Consider the following 24,152-nt stretch of genomic DNA (forward strand, 5'->3'; position numbering starts at 1 on the left):
TATAGCGGCATCGCGCGATCGAATCTATACTGCAACATGGCTAAACCTGCCGCCGCCGCGCTCCTGTGCGGCGAATTCACGAGGGCGCAGAACATGATCACCGTCTATGGCGTACCCGGCTGGGGGTCGACAATTAGCGAACTGATGCTGACGCTGGCCGATATCCCGTACTATTTTGTCAACGTTGAGGGCTTTGACCAGCCGGGCCCGCAGCGCGACCGCCTCAAACAGATAAACCCGCTGTGTCAGGTGCCGACCCTGACGCTTGCAGACGGCAGCGTGATGACCGAAACCGCCGCTATCGCCCTGATGATTCTCGACAGGCGGCCGGATCTGGCCCCGGCGCCGGGCTCGCCGCAGCGGCATGCCTTTCAGCGTCTGCTGATCTGGCTGGTGGCGAACGTTTATCCCACCTTTACCTTTGCGGATTACCCCGAACGCTGGGCCGCCGATGCGCCAGAGCAGCTGCGGGAAAGCTGCATCCGCTATCGTAAATCGCTCTATTTGTGGCTGGAGCAGCAGCTCGCCGCCGCGCCGTATGCGCTGGGCGCGGGGATAACCCTGCTCGACTGCTATATCGCGGCGATGTGCGCCTGGGGCCCGCGCCGGGAGTGGTTTGCGGCCCATACGCCAAAATTCGTCGCCGTGGCGGATGCGGTGTATCGCCATCCCAAACTCCAATCCGTGCTGCGTCGCAACGAGCTGATTTAAAGCACAAAATGAGAACTGAACGTCGCCTGCTATGATAGCTTTATTGTCTTGACAATAAGGAGCCTGCTATGCCGCACGTTGATATTAAATGTTTTCCCCGCGAGCTGAATGATGAACAAAAAACGGCGCTGGCCGCCGATATTACCGAGGTGTTGATTCGCCATCTGAACAGCAAAGAGAGTTCGGTGAGCGTGGCCCTGCAGCAGGTAGAACCGAGCGACTGGCAGCAGGTCTGGGATAGCGAAATCGCCCCGCAGATGGAGCAGTTGATTAAGAAGCCGGGTTACAGCATGTAATCCGGGCCCCCGGAGGCGATGCTGCGCATCTGTCCGGGCTACGCGCCCCCTGCGGTCTGCGATCCGGTAGCCCGGGCAAGGCGCTCTGCGCCGCCCCCGGGAGCGTGGGCACTGAAGCCAGGTCATGAGCGATACGTCTTGTCCTGGGCCAACGCGTCACAATGTACCGGGTACATAAAATCCTTTGATTACTGTACACAGTACATGTATATTGTCTGGTAAGTCGTAAGGACATCAGGGAATGAGATGTTTACTTTTATTGAACTACAAGGCTTCAGTAAACGACGCCAGGTGCTGTTACCGGATGATGAATTTCGGGCCTTTCAGGAAATCCTGATCAATGATCCTGAGGCAGGTGACACCATTTCGGGAACCGGAGGTTTTCGTAAAATCCGCTGGAGTCGTCCCGGAACGGGCAAGCGCGGCGGCGTGCGGGTGATTTACTATAATGTAACGATAAAGGGAAGAATTTACCTGGCGCTCATCTATCCTAAAAATGAACAGGATGAATTAAGCCAGGAGCAGAAAAAGATGTTAAGGCAGGTTGCTGAGTTATTAAACTAGCCAATAAACATAAAGTGAGGCTGAGCTATTAATGATTGAAACATCGATAGCGCCAGAGAGCCAACTGAGGTGTATATGAAAGACGAATTGTTTGCCGATCTGCTGGCTAGTGCAGAAGAGATGGTCAGGATTGAGAAGGGTGAACAAACGCCGAAGGTGCACCACGTTCATACCTTCAGCGAAGTTGATGTGAAAGCGATACGCGAAGCCACAGGTTTAAAACAGCAGGACTTCGCCGCCGCCGTTGGCGTTAGCTATGAGCTAGTTAAAAGCTGGGAAACGAAACGACGTCATCCAACCGGTGCATCCAGAAAGCTGCTTTTATTGCTTCAGGGCAATCCATTGATTATCAATTTGTTGAAGGTTATTTGAATCGTTACGCTTCGCAACGAAAATGGCAGGATCTGCACCCTTTCGTAACCGAGGACATTTAAAAAGGAGAGTATTATGTATGGAAGCCAATGATTCTATTTTGAAAGAAATCGAGAAATACAGCACTCATATTGATAGGTTTAGAGCGCGAGCAAACACTCATGGTATCTGGTTGTTTATTGCTACCCTTGGATGCTGGGGGGTAACTGAGCCCAGTATTCGGATATTGGCATTCGTTATGCTTTTCTTTATTTTTTTGTTTCTTCTACACGGTAGCTTTCCAGGTGAAAAGCGAACGTTTAAAAAGATTCACGATGATATAAAAAATAAAATACTTAATAATTTAACACCAGAACAACAGCAAGAAAGGTTTGACGATCTTCTCATCGTTGAGAAAAAACGAAAGTCACTTGTTGGAATTATAAAAACAACCTTTATCTTTTTAGCCTGTTATGGTTTTTATTTTATTAGTTTATTTTACTTCATACAGAACTGGCATAGCGATAAAGTTACAGCGTGTATTTAAATAAACCCCTCCAGGCGTTTTCCCCGGACGGGCAACTTTATTAAAACCAAATCTCCGTCTGTACCCCGAAGTTCCAGTTCCCCCCGGCGGTAAAGCCTTTACTACCGAAATCATCGTTAATTGCGTAGCGTTCCAGATCTTTATCCCAGTTCATCCAGGTCACAAAGAAACGAATCTCCGGTCGCGCTTTAATATCCAATACATCGCCCACTTTGAACGTCGGGGCGAAGGTCAGCTTGTAAAAATCGCCGCTCACCGCCTGGTATTGATGCACGCCGCTGTCGTAGCGATAGGTTCGTCCATGGGGATTGAGGTCCATATATTGCCAGGACGCCTCGTACAGCAGGGCGAAGTTGCGGGTGATCCCCTGCGAAACCCGCAGGTTGAAGGTCGCCCAATCGTAGCGGTCGCCGTCGCGATAGCGATCTTCGCTATGCTGGGCGATAACCGATGGCGCAAGCTGCCAGTTTTTGCCCAGCGGCAAAATACCGTAGGACGCAAAGCGCAGAGATTTGGCGTTTTCAGTAAGATCGCCATCGCTGCCGGGCTGCCGCGCCTCGGCGCCCAGTCCGCCGCCGTACTGCAGGGCGCTCTCCGATACGCCTGGCGCCAGGCCGTAGAACCGCTGTTTATCGTGATACGCCAGCATCGCATAGTAGCCGTTCTTCGCCGTATTATCGCTGCGCAGGGCGTAGCTGCCGGTCGTCGACGTATTATCCTTTAGCGAATCGTTACCCTGCGCGGTCATTGCCGTGGTCATTAGCTGCCAGTTGTTCCAGAAGTGGTTGGCGGTGAACATCAGGTTCTGGATATCGTTATCTTCATAGTTATCGCTACCCAGATCGCCAAAGCTGCGCGCATAAACCGAGTAGTCGCCGCGCAGCGCGCTGTTCCAGTTGACGTCATTGATCCCGCCGCCGGTACCGCCGAGGAACATAATATCGCTATCGGTAAAATGGATATCGAAGTTATCGCGGTCGAAACGCTTGCCCGCCCAGATGGAGGCGTTCCTGAACGGCCCGGAAAAATCGGCGAAATTGCCCATCTCGACGTACAGCTGGCGCACGTTCAGGTGATGGCTATCGTTATCCTGCACCCACGGATCCGGGTTGGTCGCGCCGTCGGCCAGCATGGTTTTAAAGTGCGCCCACGACCCGTCGCTGAAGGTTATTTTCTTGCCGAAGCTCAGCTCGACGTAGTTATCTTTCTCGTTACCGAGACGGCCAACATGGGCGTCACCGTTGAGCGAACTGGCCGGCGAGATCCCCGGACCGCCGCGCGCGCCTTTGCCGTGGCTGTTGACCAGCATTCCGGAGCGGGCGTAGGCGTTAAATTCAAAGCCATCGCTCAGGCGGGTTTTCGCCAGCTGTTTGTCGGCAGCCTGCTGCTTTTGCTCCGTGGCATCGGTGCGCTGGCTTAACGTCTGCACCTGTTTTTCCGCCGCCGCCGCGCGCTGTTCTGCCGCGCTGGTGCGCAGCTCCGCCTGCTGCGCCTGACGCTTGGCCTCTCCGGCCTCCTGCTCCGCATGGTTAAGCCGGGCCTCCAGCTGCGCCAGACGTTGTTCAACGCTGAGCGGGGCCGCACTCGCGCCGTAAGCTGAAAAAAGGGCGCAGCAAACCGCTGCGCTAATCAAAGAGATACGCATATTAATCCTTATTTTTTCAGAGGTATGAAGGGTATGCAGCGCCTTACAGGGCGTGGTTTTCTCCGGCGACTGATGACGCATCCGACGGCGCGCGGCGTCCGGCATCAAGGTCGGCGCGGATCTGCTCGTACTGGTCGTCGAGGCGGTAGAAACGGCCTATCCACAGCATCGAGGCGACAATCAACAGCGCCGGGATATAGAGGTAGCAGGCTTTAATCGCCAGCATCGCGCCGTCGCTTTGGGCCTGGTTGGCGATATAGCCGCCGGATGAGAGCAGTACCCCGGTAATAGCGCCCGCGCCCGCCATAGCCACTTTGCCAAGAAAACCGTTGATAGAGGTCAAAATGCCAGCGGTATTGATGCCGGTTTTCCACACCCCGTAATCCACCGGATCGGCCTGCATGGAGAAGTAAATTGCCGTGCGCTGTCCGGCGCCAAGCGATAGCACCACCGCACCGGCGATCAGCCCCCAGCTGTTAACGCCTGCCGCCATCATCATGCCCATGCCGACCAGGTTGATCGCGCTGGCGACCAGATAAACGTGGCGCTTTTTCATGCGGCTGGCGAGCAGCGGTACGGTGAGGGTACCCAGCAGCGGCACGAAGGTGGAGATCCCGGCGACGATCGCCGTGAGATCGTTATTGCCGACGTAGTAGTGGAAGAAGTAGACCAGCGCCCCGGTCTGGAAGAAGAACGCGCCCCACATCAGGAAAATATTAATGGCGAAGACGAACCACGGCCGGTTGGCGCGCAGGCTGACCCAGGCGCGTTTTAAGGTCATGCGCTCCTGGGTAATGCTGATATTTTCTTTAACGTTACGAAAGCTCACCAGCAGGAAAAAGGTGGCAATAACGCCGAAAACCACCGCCGTATAGAAGAAACCGTGCTGCTGATTGCCTTTCCCCAGCGCGCTAACCAGCGGCAGAGTGGCGACCGCGACAATGGTTGCGCCGAGCGAGCCGAGCAGGATACGCACCGCCGACAGCGTGGTGCGTTCGCGCGAGTCGTTCGTCAGAAACGGCAGCATGGCGCAGAACGGAATGTTGACGAGGGTATAGAGAAACGACAGGCACAGGTAGGTGATAAAAGCGTAGATCAGCTTACCGGTGGTGCCGAAATCCGGCACGTAGAAGGCCAGAATACACAGCAGTCCGAAGGGAAGCGCGCCGATCAGCAGGTATGGACGACAGCGTCCCCAGCGGGTGGCGGTGTTGTCGATAACCAACCCCATCAGCACATCGGCAACGCCGTCCACCAGACGCGTAACGAGGAACATCAGGCCAACGTAATAGGCGGGCAGTCCCATCACGTCGGTATAAAAGAACATCAGATAAAGAGAGATCATCTGCCACACAAGGTTGCAGGAGAGGTCGGCGATGCCATAGCCAAGGCGCTGCCGCCACAGGGTAAAGGTTGTTTCTGCCATAAAAATAAACTCGCTTATCGTTGTTGTTAAAGTCCGTACTGGCGAATAAACCAGGCCGGGGTGCAGCTCCACGCATGGCAGTAACTGTTGATCAGTTTGCTGCCATAAGGGGAAAAGTCAGGATGCGCCGGGTCGAAGATTTCCCAGAAAGTATCGGCGCCGTAGTCGACCATGGCGCCCCAGTAGGCCTTGATCTGCGCAATCGCTTCATCCCGCAGCCCGCACTGCAACAGGGCGGCGATATAGTGGTGACGCAGGTACGGCGTGTTCATGGCGATGGCGGGGGGATTTTTCTCCAGGTTGCGCATGATCTCCCGTCTCTGCTGCGGCGTGCCGACTTCCGCCAGCACCAGCCAGATTTGCGATGCCCATGAGACCTGGCGCAGCGGGCCGCTAATGTAGAAGCCTTGCCGCTCGTCCCAGAACGAATCAAGCGCCGCCGCTTTAAGCTGCTGTAAACGGGTGCGATAGCGGGCGGCTAATTCAGGCTCAAAGCGTTCCGCCAGCCAGACCGCGCGCTGCAGGCAGTAAATCAGCACGCCCTGCGCCGCCGCCTGTTTATTCAGCGACGCTTGCCAGTCGATAAACACCCACCAGTCGTCGCTATCGCGCACAATACCGGAGGGGCCGCAGCGGCTTAGCGCCAGCTCTACCTGACGGCGCGCCGTGGGCCACAGCTCGCGGGCCGTTTCAACGTCCTCGGCGCTTTGCCAATGGTTATAAAGAACGTCGACAAAAAACAATGAATAATCAAACAGAAAGGTATCGTCCGCAACGACATCCGGCTGGACGAACACGTTGGCCGACACCATCCCATCCTCGCGAGTATGCCCGGCGAAAAGGTACAGGCAGCGGCGCACCAGATCGTGGCGGGCGAAGGTGACATCGTTCACCAGCGCCTGCAGACGTAAATCGCCGAGCCACAGGCGGCGGTCGCGTTTGGGCCCATCTTCAAACACCTCCTGCATGCAGTTTTGTAGGGTCAGAACGGCGATGCTATCGATGGCCTGGAGCTGCGGGTCGGAGGTGGTCGCCGCCGGGCATGCGCCGCTGGCTGAGGTAACGGCATTAACCTGGATCTGGTCAAACTGCAGACGAAACTTGCGCGAAACGGCTTTGACCTCCACCTTCAGGTAGCGGAAACAGTAGCGACGCGGGAGGTCAACTTCGGCGGGCAGGACATCGAGCCACAGATCCTGCTGCTGCAGCCAACTGCTGCTGAGCCAGCCCTGATAATCGCTGAACGGTTCGCACACTTCGCTCAGCGTTTCGCCGAAGGTGAACTGCAGATGGGCCGGAGCGTCCGGCGGGCTCCCGGCGCTCCGGCAGAGAAAATGCAGGTAGCCAACGTAGTGGCTGCCAAAATCAATAATGACGCTATCGCCGCTGGTCAGCTCGCGCTGGTAAAACGCGGCCAGGGTGCTCACCGGCTCGGCGCGCCAGCCAAAGAGCGCCGCGGCGTCGGCGCGGGCTTCCACCACCGCGCTCGGCAGATGCGCCTGACGGCGCAGCGCGGGCCGGAGCGCCTCGGCGATGCGTAGAAAATGCGGGTGGCGAGTCATCGTGACCTGAGAATTATGCTGAATTGCCTGTGACATACTGCGTCCTCTGTGTTTAATTGTCCGCAGCATAAGACGCCGCCGCCCGCGGCAACCACTCTGGCAATGCCAATGCATTTGACAAAATGGCACTGATAATGGGGTGGGCGGGTCGGCGATCACAATTCCACAAATCTGACTCGTGGCCGCCGGTGAAATGCATTATCTTGCCCGTGCACCGTATGTCGTTTTGGACTTAATCGATGATGTTAACCGTTGAGTATTATTTCACCCATCCGCAGGATAAGTTGGGGATGTACGCCAGTGACCCGGAAGATAATAGCCATGAACACAGTCACGAATTTGCTGAACTGGTGATCGTTGAGCAAGGACACGGTTTACACGTTATTAATGGCCGGCCATTATATATTCAACAGGGGGACGTTTTTTACGTTCAGCCGGGCGATGTACATTATTATGATGAGCTGGGAACGCTGAAGTTAATTAACGTATTGATTAACCCACTGGTTGAGTTCCATTATTTACAGCAGCTCGATACGTTATTGCAGACCTTCTCCGCGCGGAAGGCCGCCTGTTACGGCTGGCTGGCTCCGGACACCCGCCATACCTGCAAGGAGCTGGTTGACAAAATCTTTTCACGCGAGCTGCGGCAGGCAGGAAATATCGCCCTGAGAGAAGCCGCGTTTTTCCAGCTGGTAACGACGATTCTGCATGCGGAAACTGAAGCCGAATACAGTAATACCAAATATAAGCTGCATAAGCTGCTGACCTGGCTACAGGAGCACTGTTTTGAAGAACATAACTGGCAGCAGCTGGCGGATAAATTTCATCTGACTACGCGGACCGCTTTTCGTCATATTAAAGAGGCGACGGGACTGACCCCGGATAATTATTTAAAGCGGCTGAGATTAGTTTCGGCGCGCGTAAAATTACGCGAAACCGATATGACGATCACCGAAGTGGCTTATTTATGCGGTTTTGCCAACAGCAATCACTTTACCACCTTATATAAAAAGGTCTTTGGCCTGACCCCCAGCGAAGACCGGCGTCGTTTGCAGCGGTAGTTCTCTCCCCGGAGGCGATGCTGCGCATCTGTCCGGGCTACGCGCCCTCAGCGGTCTGCGAACCTGTCGCCCGGGCAAGGCGCTCTGCGCCGCCCCCGGGATGAAGCGAGCAGGCCGCTAACCGCGCCTGCGTCAATGAGGGAGCCTACTCTTCCGGGGTATTGGCGCGGACGTGGCGACCGCTGGCGACAAAGTTGCCGGTGCCGAGATGATGCAGGGTATTAATTTTATCGTCGTCGAACTGCCAGCGGCCGGTGACGAAGGCGCGCTCATCGGCGGCGGCGGAAACCACTTCGCCAAACAGCGTATCGTACTGCTCCTGAGCCGCCGTTGCCGGCAGCAGTCGGCACTCCATCCACGCCAGACACTTTTCTTCAATCAGCGGCAATCCCAGCTCCGGGCCTTGCACCACCGGAATACCATAAGCGTTAAATTTATCCTCATCGCGCCCGCTGATGCTGCCGACCGCGTAGGTCCAGCTGGCGGCTTCGACGCCGGGGACGACGATGCCGAAGGTGCCGTTGCGCTCGATAATTTCCCGTGTCCAGGCGCTTTTATCCACCACGATGGCCAGCCGCGGCGGGGCGAACTCCACCGGCATCGACCACGCGGCGGCCATAACGTTGCGGCGTTGAGACGGGGCGTCATAGCTGGTTATCAGAATGGTCGGGCCATGGTTGAGCAGGCGACTGGCGTACTGGAGTTCCACGTGGCGAAAACGGCTCATATGCGTTCCTTGGTAAATGGGTCTGATGCCAGACAACACGTTAATCCGCAATGAAAATGTAATCAATACGTCATCAAGGCTCCCTATAGTCGGCGTCACTAAGTCCCAAAGAGGATAACAAGATGTTAGCTCCCCTGAATTTATCTCAGGTGAGCGCGCGCCGGCGGATGTTGACCGCGGGCAGAGCCTCGCTTTCCCATCGGGGAGGGCGATAATGCGCGCGCTGACCAGCATTAAACTCGACGGCGTTTCTTTCGCCTTCGGCGCCCACACCGTGCTTAATCAGATCGATCTGCATATCGATGCGGGCAGCACTGTTGCGCTGCTGGGGCCTTCGGGCTGCGGTAAAAGCACGCTGCTGCGCCTGCTCGCTGGATTAACCGTACCCGCCAGCGGCAGCATTCACTTTGGCGATCGCCTGGTGGCGAAAGCCGGCTGGGGGATGCCGCCGGAGCAGCGCGATCTCGGCATGGTCTTCCAGGATTACGCCCTGTGGCCGCATATGACGGCGGCGCAGAACGTGGCTTTTCCGCTGCGCATGCGCGGCGTCGGGCGTCAGCAACGTCAGCATAGGGTCGAGGAGGCGCTGGCGCTGGTCGGCCTCAGCGGCTTCGCCGACCGCAAACCGTCAGGGCTTTCCGGCGGCCAACAGCAGCGCATCGCGCTGGCCCGCGCCATCGTCGCCGAACCGCGCGTGCTGCTGTTCGACGAGCCGCTCTCCAATCTCGACAGCGAGCTGCGCGAGTCGCTGTGCATCGAAATGAGCCGCCTGCTGCGCCAGCTGGGCATCACCGCCGTCTACGTCACCCACGACCGTCGCGAAGCCGAACTGCTGGCCGACAAGATTGTGCATTTATCCGCGGGCTGCGTTGCCGCCGTCCGCGCCGTTTCTTCATCCTCAGGGGAACCCGCATGAAAGCCGTTATGACCGTTAAGAAAGGAGCCGTGCTCGCGATGATGTTGTCCGCCACAATGATTTCCAGCGCCCACGCGCTCACCGTTTATACCGCCGGTCCGGGCTCGCTGGCGAAAAGCCTCGCCAGCGGGTATGAGCAGAAAACCGGCGTTAAGGTGAATATTTTCCAGGCCACCACCGGCAAGGTGATGGCGCGTCTTGAGGCCGAACAGGCTAACCCGCAGGCGGATGTGCTGATCTCCGCTTCGTGGGATACGGCGGAGGATCTCCATCATCGCGGCTGGCTGCTGCCGTACCAGAGCGCCAACGCCGATAAGGTTCCGGCCAACCTGAAATCCGCCGATTACGTTGCCCAGGGTATTTCGGCGCTGGGGATTGTGTGGAACAGCAAAAGCGGCACCCCGGAGCCGAAAGAGTGGCGCGACCTGACCGAAGCGGCGTTCAAAAACAAAGTGACGACGCCGGACCCGGCGCTTTCCGGCGCATCGCTGGATTTGCTGATCGGGTTACAGAATGGCATGGGCGATAAAGCATGGGCGCTGTTTGACGATTTAAAAAACAACGGCATGGTGGTTAGCGGGCCGAACGCCCAGGCGGTGACGCCGGTGATGCAGGGGGCGAAAGCGGCGGTGTTCGGCGCGGTCGATTATGTGTCATACGGCAATATCGATCAGGGCGAATCGCTGAAGGTGATTTTCCCGGCCAGCGGCACGGTGATTGCTCCGCGGCCGATGATGATCCTCAAAACCAGCCAGCATGCTGACGATGCAAAAGCCTTCGTGGATTATGTGCTGTCGCCGGAAGGCCAGGTCCGGGTCGCCGATGCCTGGCTGATGCCCGCCCGCAGCGATGTTCCGGCGAAGCGCCCGCTGCTCAACGAGCTAAAAATTCTGCCAACCGTCAGCGATGGCAAGAGCGACCGCAGCGCGGTGCTTTCCCGCTTTAATACGCTTTTCGCCCAGTAAACCGATTTTGCCCGGGGCTGCGAAAATTTGCTCCGGCACATTCCCCGGAGGCGGCGCTGGCGCGCCTGTCCGGGCTACCGGACCGCAGATGGCTGTGACCCTGTAGCCCGGCTAAGCGCAGCGCGAGCCGGGAAAGATCGTATTCAGGAAAATACCGTGAAACAGAAACTGATTTCCGCTGGCACGCTGGCGGTGCTGCTGGTGCTGGTGGCGTTGCCGCTGCTCTTTATTGTTCTGCAGGCAATTTTCCCCCGGTTTAGCGCCGGATCGCTGGAAGGCGCGTTTAGCGGCGTGGCGGCGCTGATTGCCGACCCGCAGCTGCCAATGATGCTCGGCGGTACCCTGTGGGTGGCCTGCGGCGTGGCGCTGATGAGCGTGCTGATCGGCCTGCCGCTGGGCGTGTTGCGCGGGTTGTTTAATGTGCCGTTGCCGCGGCTGTGGGATGTGCTGTTTCTGATCCCGTTTCTTACGCCGCCCTATATCGCTGCGCTGGCGTGGACGCTGTTGCTGCAAAGCAACGGCTATCTGCAACAGCTAACCGGCTGGGATCTCAACGATCTGCTGTTTAGCCGCAGCGGGATCGTGCTGGTGATGACGCTCAATATTTTCCCGGTGGTCTATTTTGCCGTTTCGCGCAGCCTGCTGGCGAGCGGTCAGCGGCTGGCGATCGTCGCTCGGGTGCACGGGGCCAGCGCCTGGCGGGCGTTCTGGCACATTACGCTGCCGATGCTTTCGCCGGCCCTGGCGGCGGGGATGCTGCTTGCGTTCACCCTGGCGATAGAAGAGTACGGCGTTCCGGCGGCCCTCGGGCCGCGCGCGGGTCTGCTGATGCTCACCGTGGGAATTGAGAAAAAGCTCGCCGACTGGCCTATCGATCTCCCCGGCGCGTCGCTGCTGTCGCTGCTGCTGATGGCGGTGGCGCTGCTGGCCTGGTGGCTGCAAAAACGGCTGACAGGCGATAAAGAGGTCACCAGCGTCACCGGCAAACCGGGAGAGAATAGCGGGGCGGAGTTGGGCTGGCTGGCGCTTCCTGCGACGTTGTTAATGGCGAGCGTCGGGGGCGTGGCCGTGATGCTGCCGGGAGCATCGATGGTGCTGACCAGCCTGATGAGTACCCTGTCGGGCGGTATTCATGGCGATAACTTTACCCTCCGCCATTTCACGGCGCTGTTTGCCCAGCAGGGCGACGCGCTGTCGGCGCTGGGCACCAGCCTTTCGCTGGCGCTGGCTTCGGCGCTGATTGTCGGCGTCATTGGCCTGCTGGCGGCATGGCTGGTGCTGGTGCAGAAAATGAAGGGCAGCGCGATCGTCGATGCGCTGTCATTGATGCCGGCGGCTTTGCCGGGCGTGGTGGTCGGCGTCGGGCTGATTCTGTTGTGGAACCAGCCGTTCTGGCCGGTGTCGCCTTACAACACCGGGTTTATGCTGCTGCTGTCCTACTGCTGTCTGCTGCTGCCGTGGCCGGTGCGCTACGTTGGCAGCGCGCTGCGCCAGCTTGGTCATAACCTTGAGCCCGCCGCGCGGGTGCACGGCGCCACGCCCCTGCAGGCGCTGCGCCTGATCGTCCTGCCGCTGGTCTTTCCGGCGCTGCTGGCGGCGATGCTGATGGTGTTTGCCATCGCCTCACGCGAGCTGGTGACCTCGCTGCTGCTGGCCCCCGCCGGGACGCAAACCGTGGCGGTGTTTATCTGGCGTCAGTTTGAGCAGGGATCCCCAGGACAAGGCATGGCGATGGCCTCGCTGACGTTGTTTACCGGTCTGGGGCTGATGCTCAGCGCGCTGGCGTTGATGCAGCGGGGCGCGCGCGAATAACGCCGATCGCACAAAATACGCCATCAGGCGACAAAAAAAGGCTATAAATGTCGGACACCGATTGCTGGAGGCATTGATGAGTCCCTTTTTAAGCGCCTATTTTTCTCGCCTGGGCTGGGTGGGCACCCCGGATGTATCTCTGAACACCCTGCGCGAACTGCATATCCATCATAATGGCGCCATCCCCTTTGAGAATCTCGATGTGCTGCTGCCCAGAGAGATTCATCTCGACGATCGTACCTTTGAGGATAAGCTGATTCATGGTCGCCGCGGCGGCTACTGCTTTGAGCAAAACGGCCTGCTCGAGAGGGCGCTGCGCGAGATCGGTTTTAACGTGCGCAGCCTTCTGGGCCGCGTGGTGCTGGCCAATCCGCCGCATATGCCGCCGCGAACCCACCGGCTGCTGCTGGTGGACGTGGAGGGTGAACGCTGGATTGCCGACGTCGGCTTCGGCGGCCAGACCCTCACCGCGCCGATTAAGCTGCTGGCGGATATTGAACAAGCCACGCCGCACGGCGAGTATCGTCTGATTTACGAAGGGGATGAGTGGGCGCTGCAGTTTAGCCATCACGGCCACTGGCAGTCGATGTACCATTTTGATTTAGGTCGCCAGTACGCTGCTGACTATGTGATGGGCAACTTCTGGTCGGCGCACTGGCCGCAGTCGCACTTCCGCCACCATCTGCTGATGTGCCGCCATTTACCGGACGGCGGCAAGATGACGCTGACCAATTTCCACTTTACCCATTGGGATAAAAACCATGTGGTCGAAAAGCTGGATTTAGCGGATGTTCCGGCGCTGTATGAAGCGCTGAAAACGCGTTTTGGTCTCGGCGTCGATGATGCCAAATACGGCTTCAGCGAAGCGGAGCTGGCGGCGGTGATGGCGGCGTTTGATACCCATCCAGAGGCCGGAAAATAAACATCGTACAGAACCATTGGCTGTCAAACGTGGATGTTACCCGGCTTGCGCGATGCTTAGCCGGGCTACAGGCTCCTGTGGCCCGGGTTAGGCGTTGACGCCGTCACCCGGGATGATTGCCGATTTTGCTCAGCGTCTTGAACGCACCACCTGGTAGCGGCGGGTGAAATATTCAAACGGCGCGCTCCAGACGTGAACCAGGCGGGTGAACGGGAACAGCAGGAAAATCGTCATCCCCAGCACCAGATGCACGCGGAAGACAAAGGCGACGCCGCTGAGCATTTCAGACGAGCCGCCGCGGAAAGTCACGATGCCCTGCGCCCAGCCAACCAGCTTCATCATTTCACTGCCGTCAGGATACTGCGCCGAGAAAGGAATCGTGCTCAGCCCGAGCAGACACTGAATCAGCAGAATGCTCATGATGATAATGTCCGGCATCGTCGAGGTGGCGCGCACGCGCTGGTTGGTCAGACGGCGCCAGAGCAACCCCGCGCCGCCAATCAGCGTCAGAACGCCGCACACGCCGCCGAGCACCATCGCCATCTGCTGCTTGACCGCAATCGGCAAAAACCAGGCATACATCCAGTGCGGCGTTAGCATGCCGAACAGATGGCCAAAGAAAATGCCGAGTATGCCGATATGGAACAGATTCGACCAGATTACCATCCCGCGTTTATCCAGCATCTGGCTGGAGGAGGCGCGCCAGGTGTACTGACCGTAGTCGTAGCGCAGCCAGCTGCCGAGGAAAAAGACCGTCGCGCAGATGTAGGGGTAGATGTCGTAAAAAAAGACGTTCAGGTACTGTATCATTTCGGGCCTCCCGCGCTGACGTCGACGTACTGCGGCGCCACGTCCTGGCTAAAGCGTCGTTGATATTGCTGTAACGGTGAGCTGTCACAGGCCGTAGCGTTGTCTTCGATAAATTTCACCTGTTCTTCTTCCCAGACCGCATCCAGCGCCTGCCGGGTGTCATCCCGTGTTTCTTGCTTGACCTGCTTCGTGACACTGTCACTTGAAAGAGGGCTTCCGGCAAGGTTCAGCAGGGCGTCAAACAGCAGGTACCACGGCGTATCGCGCTGCTTGAGCCGCCCGCCCAGCAGGGCCAGAATCGGCGCGACGTTTTGCAGCCCTTCGCGGGCTTCGGCTTCCGGCAATATGCTGAGGTATTCCAGATACAGCGGCAGATGGTCGGGAAGTTCGCGGCAGTCGAGCACCAGGCCCGCTTTTTCATACTGGGCGAGCAGATCGACCATCGCCTGGCCGCGATCGCGAGACTCGGCGTGAACGTGTTCAAACAGCAGCAGCGACGTGGCGCGGCCCCGGTCGAACACTTCGCACCATTCGGCCTGCTTGTCCAGCAGCGGGGCATTCAGCATCGCCGCGGCGAAGTCGTCGAGCAGGGGGGCGTCGCGACGCACCATGCTCAGCACCTCCTCCTTGCACTGCCAAAGAAACTCATCCGGGTACTCCATCAGCAGGCCGATCGCTTTGAGGATTTGCATTATTCCCCCTCCGCTTTATCGCGTACTTCGGTGATGTTGATGGCATCGATACGGCTACTGTTGAACAGGTTGAATTTGCTGTCGGAGCCGTGGCAGCCGTCGCCAAAGGTAAAGCCGCAGCCGTTGCGCTCGGGGAAAGCGTCGCGCGCCATTTCGCGGTGGCTGGTCGGGATCACGAAGCGGTCCTCGTAGTTGGCGATCGCCAGATAGCGGTACATCTCCTCGACCTGCTCAACGCTTAAGCCCACCTCCTCGATGGCGCGGGTATCGGTGACGCCTTCCACCGTTTGCGAGCGCATGTAATGACGCATCGCCATCATGCGCTTCAGCGCGCGCAGCACCGGGCCGGTATCGCCCGCGCTGAGCATATTGGCGAGATACTGCACCGGAATACGCAGGCTTTCGATGGCCGGAAGCACGCCGTCGCTTTTCGGCAGACCGCCGGCGTCGGCGTAGGACTGAATCGGCGACAGCGGCGGCACGTACCAGACCATTGGCAGGGTGCGATATTCCGGATGCAGCGGCAGGGCCAGCTTCCAGTCCATCGCCATTTTGTACACCGGCGAGCGCTGGGCGGCATCAATCACGTTGTGCGGAATCCCCTGTTTCAGCGCTTCTTCAATCACCGCCGGGTCGTGGGGGTCGAGGAACACCTCGCACTGCCGCTCGTAGAGATCGATCTCGCGCTCGGTGCTGGCGGCTTCTTCAATACGGTCGGCGTCGTACAACAGCACCCCGAGATAGCGAATACGTCCGACGCAGGTTTCCGAGCAGACGGTGGGCTGTCCGGACTCGATACGCGGGTAGCAGAAGATGCACTTCTCCGATTTGCCGCTCTTCCAGTTGAAGTAGATTTTTTTGTACGGGCAGCCGCTGATGCACAGACGCCAGCCGCGGCATTTGTCCTGGTCGATCAGCACGATGCCGTCTTCTTCACGCTTGTAGATGGCGCCGCTCGGGCAGGTGGCGACGCAGCTCGGATTCAGGCAGTGCTCGCACAGGCGCGGCAGATACATCATGAAGGTGTTTTCAAACTGGCCGTACATCTCCTTCTGAATCTTGTCGAAGTTACGGTCGCGGGCGCGCTTTTCAAACTCGCCGCCGAGCAGCTCTTCCCAGTTGGGCCCCCAAATGATTTTATCCATCCGTTTACCGTCGATAAGCGAGCGCGGACGGGCGGTAGGCAGATGTTTGCCCTCCGGCGCGTTGTGTAGATGCTGGTAATCAAAGGTAAACGGCTCATAGTAGTCGTCAATCTGCGGTATCACCGGATTGGCGAAGATCTTGGTGATGACGCCCATTTTGCCGCCCAGACGTGGGCGTATTTTGCCATTAACGTCGCGCACCCAGCCGCCTTCCCATACCTCCTGGTCTTCCCAGTTTTTCGGATAACCGATGCCCGGTTTGGTTTCGACGTTGTTAAACCAGGCGTATTCCATCCCTTCGCGTCCGGTCCAGACGTTTTTACAGGTGACGGAACAGGTGTGGCAGCCGATGCATTTATCAAGATTGAGAACCATGCCGACCTGTGAGCGTATTTTCATTTTTTCGCCTCCTGTACCCCATCGCGACCTCCGTCATCCAGCCAGTCAATATTTTTCATTTTGCGGATCATGATGAACTCATCGCGGTTGGAGCCGACGGTGCCGTAATAGTTGAAACCGTAAGCCAACTGGGCGTAGCCGCCGATCATATGGGTTGGTTTCGGGCACACGCGGGTCACCGAGTTATGGATCCCGCCGCGCCGGCCGGTGACTTCCGAGCCCGGAATATTCATCAGGCGTTCCTGGGCGTGGTACATCATGGTCATGCCCGGCGGTACGCGCTGGCTGACCACCGCGCGGGCGGTGAGCGCGCCGTTGGCGTTGAAGGCCTCGATCCAGTCGTTATCTTCGATACCCAGCTCGCGGGCGTCGGTTTCGCTGATCCACACGATCGGCCCGCCGCGCGACAGGGTCAGCATCAGCAGGTTTTCGCTGTAGGTGGAGTGGATGCCCCATTTCTGGTGCGGCGTCAGGAAGTTGAGCGCTTTTTCCGGGAAGCCATTGGGCGGGATCGCTTTCATCTGGCTGACGCTGCGGGTGTCAATCGGCGGTCGATAAACCACCAGGCTTTCGCCAAAGGCGCGCATCCAGGGATGATCCTGATACAGCTGCTGGCGGCCGGAAAGGGTGCGCCAGGGAATCAGCTCGTGGACGTTGGTATAGCCGGCGTTGTAGGAAACATGCTCGCTCTCGAGGCCGGACCAGGTCGGGCTGGAGATGATTTTGCGCGGCTGGGCCTGAATATCGCGGAAGCGGATTTTTTCATCCTCTTTATTGCACGCCAGGTGCGTGTGCTCGCGGCCGGTAAATTCGCCGAGGGCCTGCCAGGCTTTTACCGCCACCTGGCCGTTGGTTTCGGGGGCCAGGGCGAGGATCACTTCCGAGGCGTCGATGGCGCTGTCGATGCGCGGGCGGCCTTTCGCCGGGCCGTCCAGCTTGACGTAGTTCAGCTTGCCGAGGAAATCGACTTCGCTCTGGGTGTTCCACGTAATGCCTTTGCCGCCGTTGCCCAGCTTGTCGAGCAGCGGGCCAAGGGAGGTGAAGCGCTCGTAAGTCGCCGGGTAATCACGCTCAACCACGGCGATCGACGGCGCGGTTTTACCCGGCGTCAGCTCGCATTCGCCTTTCCGCCAGTCCAGCACCTCGAAGGGCTGCGACAGCTCCGCCGGGGAGTCGTGCTGCAGCGGCACCAGCACCACGTCGGTCTCTTTATCGAGGTGGCCGACGCAGACCTCGGAGAAGGTTTTGGCGATATCTTTGTAGATTTCCCAGTCGCTGCGTGATTCCCAGGCCGGATCTACCGCGGCCGACAGCGGGTGGATAAACGGATGCATATCCGAGGTGTTCATATCGTCTTTTTCATACCAGGTGGCGGTCGGCAGAACGATATCGGAGAACAGGCAGGTGCTGGACATGCGGAAATCGAGGGTCACCAGCAGGTCGAGCTTGCCTTCGATGGCCGCGGTCTGCCACTCCACCTCTTCGGGCTTCACGTTATCGCTGGCGCCCAGCTCATCGCCCTGAATACCGCTGTCGGTACCCAGTAGATATTTGAGCATATACTCGTGGCCCTTGCCGGAAGAGCCCAGCAGATTAGAGCGCCAGATAAACAGATTACGCGGATGGTTTTTGCCGTTATCCGGCTGTTCGCAGGCGAAGCGGATCTCGCCGGACTTCAACGCCCGGGCGGTGTAGTCGGCAGGGGAAAGACCCGCAGCGGCGGCCTGTTCCTTGATAGTCAGCGGGTTGACGCCCAGCTGCGGCGCGGAGGGCAGCCAGCCCATGCGTTCGGCACGGACGTTAAAGTCGATAAGGCTGCCGCTGAATTGGCTGGCGTCGGCCAGCGGCGACAGCAGCTCCTGGGCAGTCAGCTTCTCATAGCGCCACTGGCTGGCGTGATTGTAGAAAAAAGAGGTGCTGTTCATCTGGCGCGGCGGGCGGTTCCAGTCAAGGGCGAACGCCAGCGGCAGCCAGCCGGTTTGCGGGCGCAGCTTCTCCTGACCGACATAGTGCGACCAGCCGCCGCCGCTCTGGCCGACGCAGCCGCAGAACACCAGCATATTGATCATCCCCCGGTAGTTCATATCCATGTGGTACCAGTGGTTGACGCCGGCGCCGAGGATAATCATCGACCGCCCGTGGGTTTTGTGCGCGGTATCGGCAAATTCACGGGCGATCTGCTCGATGTGCTGGCGCGGGACGCCGGTTATCTGTTCGGCCCACGCCGGGGTATAAGCTTTCATCTCGCCGAAGTCCTGCGCGGCGTTGGGATCGTCTAAACCGCGATCGAGCCCGTAGTTGGCGAGGATCAGATCATAGACGCTGACCACCAGGCCGGTTTCGCCGTTGGCCAGCGGCAGCTGTTTAACCGGCAGCTGATGCAGGGTTACCGGCTCCTGCTTAACGCTGCGAAAGTGCGGGTTTTCGTTGCCGCCGAAGTAGGGGAAACCCACCGTTACCACGTCATCACGGCTATCCAGCAGCGACAGCGAGAGTTCAATCGCTTGCCCGGCGGCCTGCTGTTCGAGGTTCCATTTGCCTTTCTCTCCCCAGCGGAAGCCAATTGAGCCGTTAGGGGCAACCAGATTGCCTGTGCTGCTGTAAGCGACGGTTTTCCACTCCGGGTTGTTGCTTTCGCCCAGTCCGTCAACCAGATCGGCGGCGCGCAACATACGGCCGGGAACGTAGAAACCCTCCTCGCGGCGTTCAAGCATCACCAGCATCGGCATATCGGTGTAGGTGCGGCAGTAGTTGAGAAAATAATCGCTGGGGTTATCGAGGTGAAAGGTTTTAAGGATCACCTGGCCCATCGCCATGGCCAGCGCGCTGTCGGTACCCTGTTTCGGCGCCAGCCACTGGTCGCTGAGCTTGGCGACTTCCGAAAAGTCCGGGGTAATCGCGATGGTTTTGGTGCCCTTGTAGCGCACTTCGGTAAAAAAGTGGGCGTCCGGCGTCCGGGTCTGCGGGACGTTGGAGCCCCAGGCGATGATATAGCTGGAGTTGTACCAGTCGGCGGATTCGGGAACGTCGGTCTGTTCGCCCCAGGTCATCGGCGAGGCGGGGGGAAGGTCGCAGTACCAGTCGTAGAAGCTCAGGCAGGTGCCGCCGAGCAGCGACAGATAGCGGGTACCGGCGGCGTAAGAGACCATCGACATCGCCGGGATCGGCGAAAAGCCCGCCACCCGGTCCGGGCCGTAGTTTTTGATGGTCCAGACGTTGGCGGCGGCGATCAGCTGGTTCAGCTCCTTCCAGCTTGAACGGATAAACCCGCCTTTGCCGCGAACCTGTTTGTAGCTAAGGGTTTTTACCGGGTCGCGCATGATGCTGTCCCACGCCTCTACCGGATCCGGATGCTGGGCCAATGCTTCGCGCCACAGCGCAATCAGCCGCTTACGCGCCAGCGGATACTTCAGGCGGTTGGCGCTATACAGGTACCAGGAGTAGCTTGCGCCGCGGGGGCAGCCGCGGGGCTCGTGGTTCGGCAGGTCAGGGCGGGTGCGGGGATAGTCGGTTTGCTGGGTTTCCCAGGTCACCAGCCCGTTTTTGACGTAAATTTTCCAGCTACAGGAGCCCGTACAGTTCACGCCGTGCGTTGAGCGGACGATTTTGTCGAACTGCCAGCGCTGACGGTAGCTGTCCTCCCAGTCGCGGTTGGTGTTGTACACCTGGCCGTGACCGTTGGCAAAGCTCTCGCCTCTCTGCTTAAAGTAGCGAAAGCGATCCAGTAGTTTACTCATGACATTTCTCCTGCTTCGATAATGTCCGGCCTGACAAGACCTTACGATCCCGTTTGCCGGATAAGGCGTCAGCCGCCATCCGCTAAAAAAGATGTCGTTATTTTTTTGCCGGTTTGCGCCGGCCGTAGACCAGCCAGGTCACCAGCACGCAGACCACGTAGAACACAAAGAAGACCTTCATCGCCCCGACCGGAGAGCCGGTCATCGCCAGCGAGGTACCGAAGGCTTTCGGGATAAAGAAGCCGCCAATCGCGCCGATGGCGGAGATAAAGCCGAGCGCCGCCGCGGTATCGGTCACCGCTTCGTGCTGGGCCTGCTCGTCGCTGCCGCCGCGTTTCTTCACGCTGTCGATGGTGATTTGGCGGAAGATCACGGCGATCATCTGGAAGGTGGAACCGCTGCCGAGACCGGCGGTCAGAAACAGGCCCATAAACACGACGTAAAAGGCGAGAAAGCTACCTGAGCCGGAGCCGGGTAGGGTAAGAAACAGCAAGCCGGTAAACAGCGCCATCAGCACAAAATTGACCAGCGTTACCCGCACGCCGCCGAGGCGGTCGGAGATTATGCCGCCAAACGATCGCGCCAGCGCGCCGATAAACGGCCCGAAGAAGGCCAGCTTAAGGATGTTAACGTCGGGAAACTGGGTTTTCGCCAGCATGGCAAAACCCGCGGAAAAACCAATAAACGAGCCGAAGGTGGCCAGATAGAGCAGGCTCAGCAGCCACATATGCGGGCGTTTTAGCACCGGGAGCTGATCGCGAATGGATGCCTTCGAGCTGGCGATATCGTTCATGCCTACCCATGCGGCGATGGTGGCTATCACCAGCAGCGGTACCCAGACGAGGGCGGCGTTGCTTAGCGCGAGGATTGAACCATCTTCCTGAGGCACGCCGTGTACGCCAAGAAAGGCGAAAATGGGCACAAAAATCGCCGCCGGGGCGATCATCTGCATCACGCTGACGCCGAGATTACCGAGGCCGCCGTTGATGCCCAGGGCGCTGCCCTGTTTCGCTTTAGGAAAGAAAAAACTGATATTTCCCATGCTGGACGCAAAGTTCGCCCCGGCAAAACCGCAGAGTAAAGCAATCGTAATAAATACCCAAAAAGGAGTAGCGGTGTTCTGTATAGCTATGCCCAGCCAGATGCAGGGCGCGACCAGAATAATCGTGCTTAATACCGTCCAGTAGCGCCCGCCAAATATAGGTACCATAAAGGAGTAGGGCACGCGTAATATTGCACCAGAGAGCGAAGGCAGGGCGGTTAATAAAAAGAGCTGATCGGTGGTAAAATTAAATCCAACCTTATTGAGATTGACGGCGACGGCGCTAAATAGCATCCAGACGCAAAAAGCGAGTAGCAGACAAGCTACGGAAATGCAAAGATTTCTGCGGGCTATTTTCTTTCCCTTATTCTCCCAAAACGCCGCGTTTTCTGGTTTCCACTCTTTTAAAAGATAATGATTCTTTTTCTCATTTTTGCTCTGCATATTGCCCTCGAATGAACAGTCGTCAGTCAAAAAGAATAAACTTGTAAAACAGCAAATTAATAAAAGGAATAAAACCAGGGGATGGGTGATGTATCTGTTGTAATGAATGAAGAATAGATAAGAAAAACGCGTCTAAAAGAGACGCGCGAATAATAGGTGGGGATTATTTGTTACAAAGTGTAACTCGAATTAAAATAATTCCAGCGAAATATAATGATTGATATGTTGGTTAAAGGCGGCATCATCAATTTCCTTCATTCCCAGGGCGTAAATACCATCCAGACCGCAGACGAGGGCAATCAGCCGCCAGGCGATACTTTCCGCGGGATCATTTGGCCTGAACTCACCCGCTTCGGTCCCGCGCTGGATTATCTTCAGCGTCTCTTCATGCCACATGCTCATCGTCAGCAGATACGCGCCTTTAATGTCAGCGTCGCTATCGGCCAGCAGCTGCGCTTCGCGCCATAAACGAATGTAGGGCTCAAGCCTGCCGTCATCGCTGCCCACCATGGAAAACAGGCGTTCGCGCCATGTGGCATCGTCGGCGACCAGCGGCATATCCATCATTTCGCGGATCAGGCGCACGAAGGTATGGGCCTTTAACTCGCCCGCGGAGGTGAAATGGTGGTGCAGCTGGCCGGCGGAAACGCCGGCTTCGGCGGCGATATTGCGAACGGTCATGGCGCTAAACCCGCCCTGAAGCGCCACGCGCATGGCCGCCTGTACAATAACTTCCCGACGCGCATCGCGATTTAAGTAGCTCATAACGTTTGTGACCCCGGTTTTTTTGCCGATAGTAACAAAAAGTTGGACACTCGTTCAACATTCCGGCAGGATCGCTTTCCTGGACGGCTGTCCAATATTTAACTTTGAGGAAAGGTAGTATGTCTCGGCAATGGTTGACGCTGATGGCGATTTTGCTGGTTTATATTCCGGTGGCGATTGACGCCACCGTTCTCCACGTGGCCGCGCCCACGCTAAGCGTAGCGCTGGGCACCAGCGGCAACGAGCTACTGTGGATTATTGATATTTATTCGCTGGTCATGGCAGGCATGGTGCTGCCTATGGGCGCACTGGGCGATAAAATCGGCTTTAAACGGCTGCTCCTGCTTGGCAGCGGTATTTTTGGCTCGGCGTCGCTGGCGGCGGCGTTTTCCCCAACCGCGGAGACGCTGATTGCCTCCCGCGCGCTGCTGGCGGTGGGGGCGGCGATGATCGTCCCGGCGACCCTTGCCGGTATCCGCAGCACCTTTTCGCAAGCGCAACAGCGCAATATGGCGCTGGGTCTATGGGCGGCAGTCGGTTCCGGCGGCGCGGCGTTTGGCCCGCTGATTGGCGGCATGCTGCTGGAGCACTTTTACTGGGGGTCGGTATTCCTGATCAACGTGCCGATCGTGCTGTTGGTGATGGCGATTAACGCCAAAGTGGTGCCGCGCCAGCCCGCGCGGCGCGAGCAGCCGCTCAATTTCTTCCAGGCGCTGATCCTCATCGCCGCCATCCTGATGCTGGTGTTTAGCGCCAAGACGGCGCTCAAAGGGCAAATGGCGCTGTGGTTAACCGGGCTGGTGGCGGTATCGGGCGCCGCGATGCTGTTCTGGTTCGTGCGCAAACAGCTCTCGGCAACGCGGCCGATGGTCGATATGCGTCTGTTTACCCATCGCATTATTTTAAGCGGGGTGATGATGGCGATGACCGCGCTGATTACGCTGGTGGGGTTTGAGCTGCTGATGGCGCAGGAGCTGCAGTTTGTGCATAGCAAAACGCCTTTTGAAGCCGGGCTGTTTATGCTGCCGGTGATGGTGGCGAGCGGTTTCAGCGGACCGATCGCCGGCATGCTGGTGTCGCGTCTGGGGCTGCGCGAGGTCGCCACCGGCGGAATGCTGCTGAGCGCGTTGAGCTTCCTCGGCCTGTCGATGACCGATTTCAGCACGCAGCAGTGGCAGGCATGGGGGCTGATGACGCTGCTGGGCTTCAGCGTCGCCAGCGCGCTGCTGGCCTCCAGCTCGGCGATCATGGCCGCTGCGCCGAAGGAGAAAGCGGCAGCGGCGGGGGCCATCGAGACCATGGCCTATGAACTGGGCGCGGGCCTGGGCATCGCTCTGTTTGGCCTGATCCTGACCCGCAGCTACACCTCGTCAATCGTCCTGCCGCAGGGGATCGAGGGCGCGGCGGCGGAGCAGGCGTCCTCCTCCATCAGCGAGGCGATTAAGCTGGCGCAGTCGCTGCCCGCCATTCCGGCGCAAAGCCTGCTTGAGGCGGCGAAGGCGGCGTTTATTCACTCGCACAGTACCGTGCTGGCGACGGCTGGCGTCCTGCTTCTGCTGCTGGCGGCGGGGATCTGGCGAAGCCTGGCAAAAGCGCCTGAACTCAATTAATCC

Annotated in this window: 21 protein-coding genes; 11 read left to right on the forward strand and 10 right to left on the reverse strand. The window is 58.3% G+C overall.

What is annotated here, in order from left to right; all coding sequences use genetic code 11:
• Positions 1-93: 93 nt before the first annotated feature.
• The 5 genes from KOSB73_RS15730 to KOSB73_RS15750 all read left to right on the forward strand — a co-directional run bounded on the left by KOSB73_RS15730 (position 94) and on the right by KOSB73_RS15750 (position 2,469).
• Positions 94-711, forward strand: coding sequence for a glutathione S-transferase family protein (locus KOSB73_RS15730; protein ID WP_049086006.1), 618 nt, complete (start codon positions 94-96; stop codon positions 709-711).
• 68 nt (positions 712-779) lie between these two features.
• Positions 780-1,007, forward strand: a complete 228-nt coding sequence (gene pptA / locus KOSB73_RS15735) for a tautomerase PptA (protein ID WP_004138159.1) — start codon at positions 780-782, stop codon at positions 1,005-1,007.
• Between the two features lie 246 nt (positions 1,008-1,253).
• Complete coding sequence (locus KOSB73_RS15740; protein WP_004138145.1) at positions 1,254-1,571, forward strand: type II toxin-antitoxin system RelE/ParE family toxin; 318 nt, start codon at positions 1,254-1,256, stop codon at positions 1,569-1,571.
• A 75-nt stretch (positions 1,572-1,646) separates the two neighbouring features.
• Positions 1,647-1,943 (forward strand): NadS family protein, encoded by a 297-nt coding sequence (gene nadS, locus KOSB73_RS15745; RefSeq protein ID WP_004138143.1) that lies wholly within the window; start codon positions 1,647-1,649, stop codon positions 1,941-1,943.
• Positions 1,944-2,022: 79 nt separating this feature from the next.
• On the forward strand, positions 2,023-2,469 hold the full coding sequence (locus KOSB73_RS15750) for a hypothetical protein (protein ID WP_049103126.1): 447 nt from the start codon (positions 2,023-2,025) through the stop codon (positions 2,467-2,469).
• A gap of 40 nt (positions 2,470-2,509) precedes the next feature.
• On the opposite strand, the gene KOSB73_RS15755 is transcribed toward KOSB73_RS15750, so the two are convergent.
• Genes KOSB73_RS15755 through KOSB73_RS15765 form a run of 3 tightly spaced genes read right to left on the reverse strand, consistent with a single transcriptional unit; the run spans position 2,510 to position 7,138 of the window.
• A complete protein-coding gene (locus KOSB73_RS15755; protein ID WP_098140666.1) occupies positions 2,510-4,114 on the reverse strand; it encodes a carbohydrate porin in 1,605 nt (534 codons plus the stop codon).
• 43 nt (positions 4,115-4,157) lie between these two features.
• Positions 4,158-5,540, reverse strand: a complete 1,383-nt coding sequence (locus KOSB73_RS15760) for a glycoside-pentoside-hexuronide (GPH):cation symporter (RefSeq protein WP_049086333.1) — start codon at positions 5,538-5,540, stop codon at positions 4,158-4,160.
• Between the two features lie 26 nt (positions 5,541-5,566).
• On the reverse strand, positions 5,567-7,138 hold the full coding sequence (locus tag KOSB73_RS15765; RefSeq protein ID WP_064342630.1) for an alpha-L-rhamnosidase-related protein: 1,572 nt from the start codon (positions 7,136-7,138) through the stop codon (positions 5,567-5,569).
• A 203-nt stretch (positions 7,139-7,341) separates the two neighbouring features.
• On the opposite strand from KOSB73_RS15765, the gene KOSB73_RS15770 reads away from it, so the two are divergent.
• Complete coding sequence (locus KOSB73_RS15770; protein WP_004138139.1) at positions 7,342-8,163, forward strand: helix-turn-helix domain-containing protein; 822 nt, start codon at positions 7,342-7,344, stop codon at positions 8,161-8,163.
• A 145-nt stretch (positions 8,164-8,308) separates the two neighbouring features.
• On the opposite strand, the gene KOSB73_RS15775 is transcribed toward KOSB73_RS15770, so the two are convergent.
• Positions 8,309-8,890 (reverse strand): flavin reductase family protein, encoded by a 582-nt coding sequence (locus KOSB73_RS15775; protein ID WP_024358247.1) that lies wholly within the window; start codon positions 8,888-8,890, stop codon positions 8,309-8,311.
• A gap of 211 nt (positions 8,891-9,101) precedes the next feature.
• Between KOSB73_RS15775 and KOSB73_RS15780 the strand changes: the two genes are divergently transcribed.
• The 4 genes from KOSB73_RS15780 (at position 9,102) to nhoA (ending at position 13,505) form a co-directional block, all read left to right on the forward strand.
• The gene (locus KOSB73_RS15780) at positions 9,102-9,806 is read left to right on the forward strand and encodes an ABC transporter ATP-binding protein (protein ID WP_162685325.1); all 705 of its coding nucleotides are present in this window, start codon (positions 9,102-9,104) and stop codon (positions 9,804-9,806) included.
• On the forward strand, positions 9,803-10,771 hold the full coding sequence (locus tag KOSB73_RS15785; RefSeq protein ID WP_098140667.1) for an ABC transporter substrate-binding protein: 969 nt from the start codon (positions 9,803-9,805) through the stop codon (positions 10,769-10,771). The genes KOSB73_RS15780 and KOSB73_RS15785 overlap by 4 nt, the downstream gene beginning before the upstream one ends.
• Positions 10,772-10,927: 156 nt before the next feature.
• The gene (locus KOSB73_RS15790; RefSeq protein ID WP_098140668.1) at positions 10,928-12,583 is read left to right on the forward strand and encodes an ABC transporter permease; all 1,656 of its coding nucleotides are present in this window, start codon (positions 10,928-10,930) and stop codon (positions 12,581-12,583) included.
• Positions 12,584-12,659: 76 nt separating this feature from the next.
• A complete protein-coding gene (nhoA, locus tag KOSB73_RS15795) occupies positions 12,660-13,505 on the forward strand; it encodes an N-hydroxyarylamine O-acetyltransferase (RefSeq protein WP_098140669.1) in 846 nt (281 codons plus the stop codon).
• 129 nt (positions 13,506-13,634) lie between these two features.
• Here the strand turns inward: nhoA and narI are convergent, their stop codons facing one another.
• The 6 genes from narI to KOSB73_RS15825 all read right to left on the reverse strand — a co-directional run bounded on the left by narI (position 13,635) and on the right by KOSB73_RS15825 (position 22,539).
• Positions 13,635-14,315: a respiratory nitrate reductase subunit gamma gene (gene narI, locus KOSB73_RS15800; RefSeq protein ID WP_004138129.1), complete on the reverse strand. Its 681-nt coding sequence runs from the start codon at positions 14,313-14,315 to the stop codon at positions 13,635-13,637.
• The gene (narW, locus tag KOSB73_RS15805; protein ID WP_004138128.1) at positions 14,312-15,007 is read right to left on the reverse strand and encodes a nitrate reductase molybdenum cofactor assembly chaperone; all 696 of its coding nucleotides are present in this window, start codon (positions 15,005-15,007) and stop codon (positions 14,312-14,314) included. The genes narI and narW overlap by 4 nt, the downstream gene beginning before the upstream one ends.
• Positions 15,007-16,551, reverse strand: a complete 1,545-nt coding sequence (gene narH, locus KOSB73_RS15810; protein ID WP_049090359.1) for a nitrate reductase subunit beta — start codon at positions 16,549-16,551, stop codon at positions 15,007-15,009. Before narH ends, narW begins: the two co-directional genes overlap by 1 nt.
• Positions 16,548-20,288, reverse strand: coding sequence for a nitrate reductase subunit alpha (locus KOSB73_RS15815; RefSeq protein ID WP_098140670.1), 3,741 nt, complete (start codon positions 20,286-20,288; stop codon positions 16,548-16,550). The genes narH and KOSB73_RS15815 overlap by 4 nt, the downstream gene beginning before the upstream one ends.
• A gap of 97 nt (positions 20,289-20,385) precedes the next feature.
• Complete coding sequence (locus KOSB73_RS15820) at positions 20,386-21,774, reverse strand: NarK family nitrate/nitrite MFS transporter (protein ID WP_064410660.1); 1,389 nt, start codon at positions 21,772-21,774, stop codon at positions 20,386-20,388.
• Positions 21,775-21,963: 189 nt separating this feature from the next.
• A complete protein-coding gene (locus KOSB73_RS15825) occupies positions 21,964-22,539 on the reverse strand; it encodes a TetR family transcriptional regulator (RefSeq protein ID WP_024358241.1) in 576 nt (191 codons plus the stop codon).
• Positions 22,540-22,658: 119 nt separating this feature from the next.
• Here KOSB73_RS15825 and KOSB73_RS15830 point away from each other — a divergent pair, with 119 nt between their 5' ends.
• Complete coding sequence (locus tag KOSB73_RS15830; protein ID WP_049085248.1) at positions 22,659-24,149, forward strand: MFS transporter; 1,491 nt, start codon at positions 22,659-22,661, stop codon at positions 24,147-24,149.
• The last annotated feature ends 3 nt before the right edge of the window (positions 24,150-24,152 follow it).

This window comes from Klebsiella grimontii, assembly GCF_900200035.1.
In the GTDB taxonomy this organism is placed as follows: domain Bacteria; phylum Pseudomonadota; class Gammaproteobacteria; order Enterobacterales; family Enterobacteriaceae; genus Klebsiella; species Klebsiella grimontii.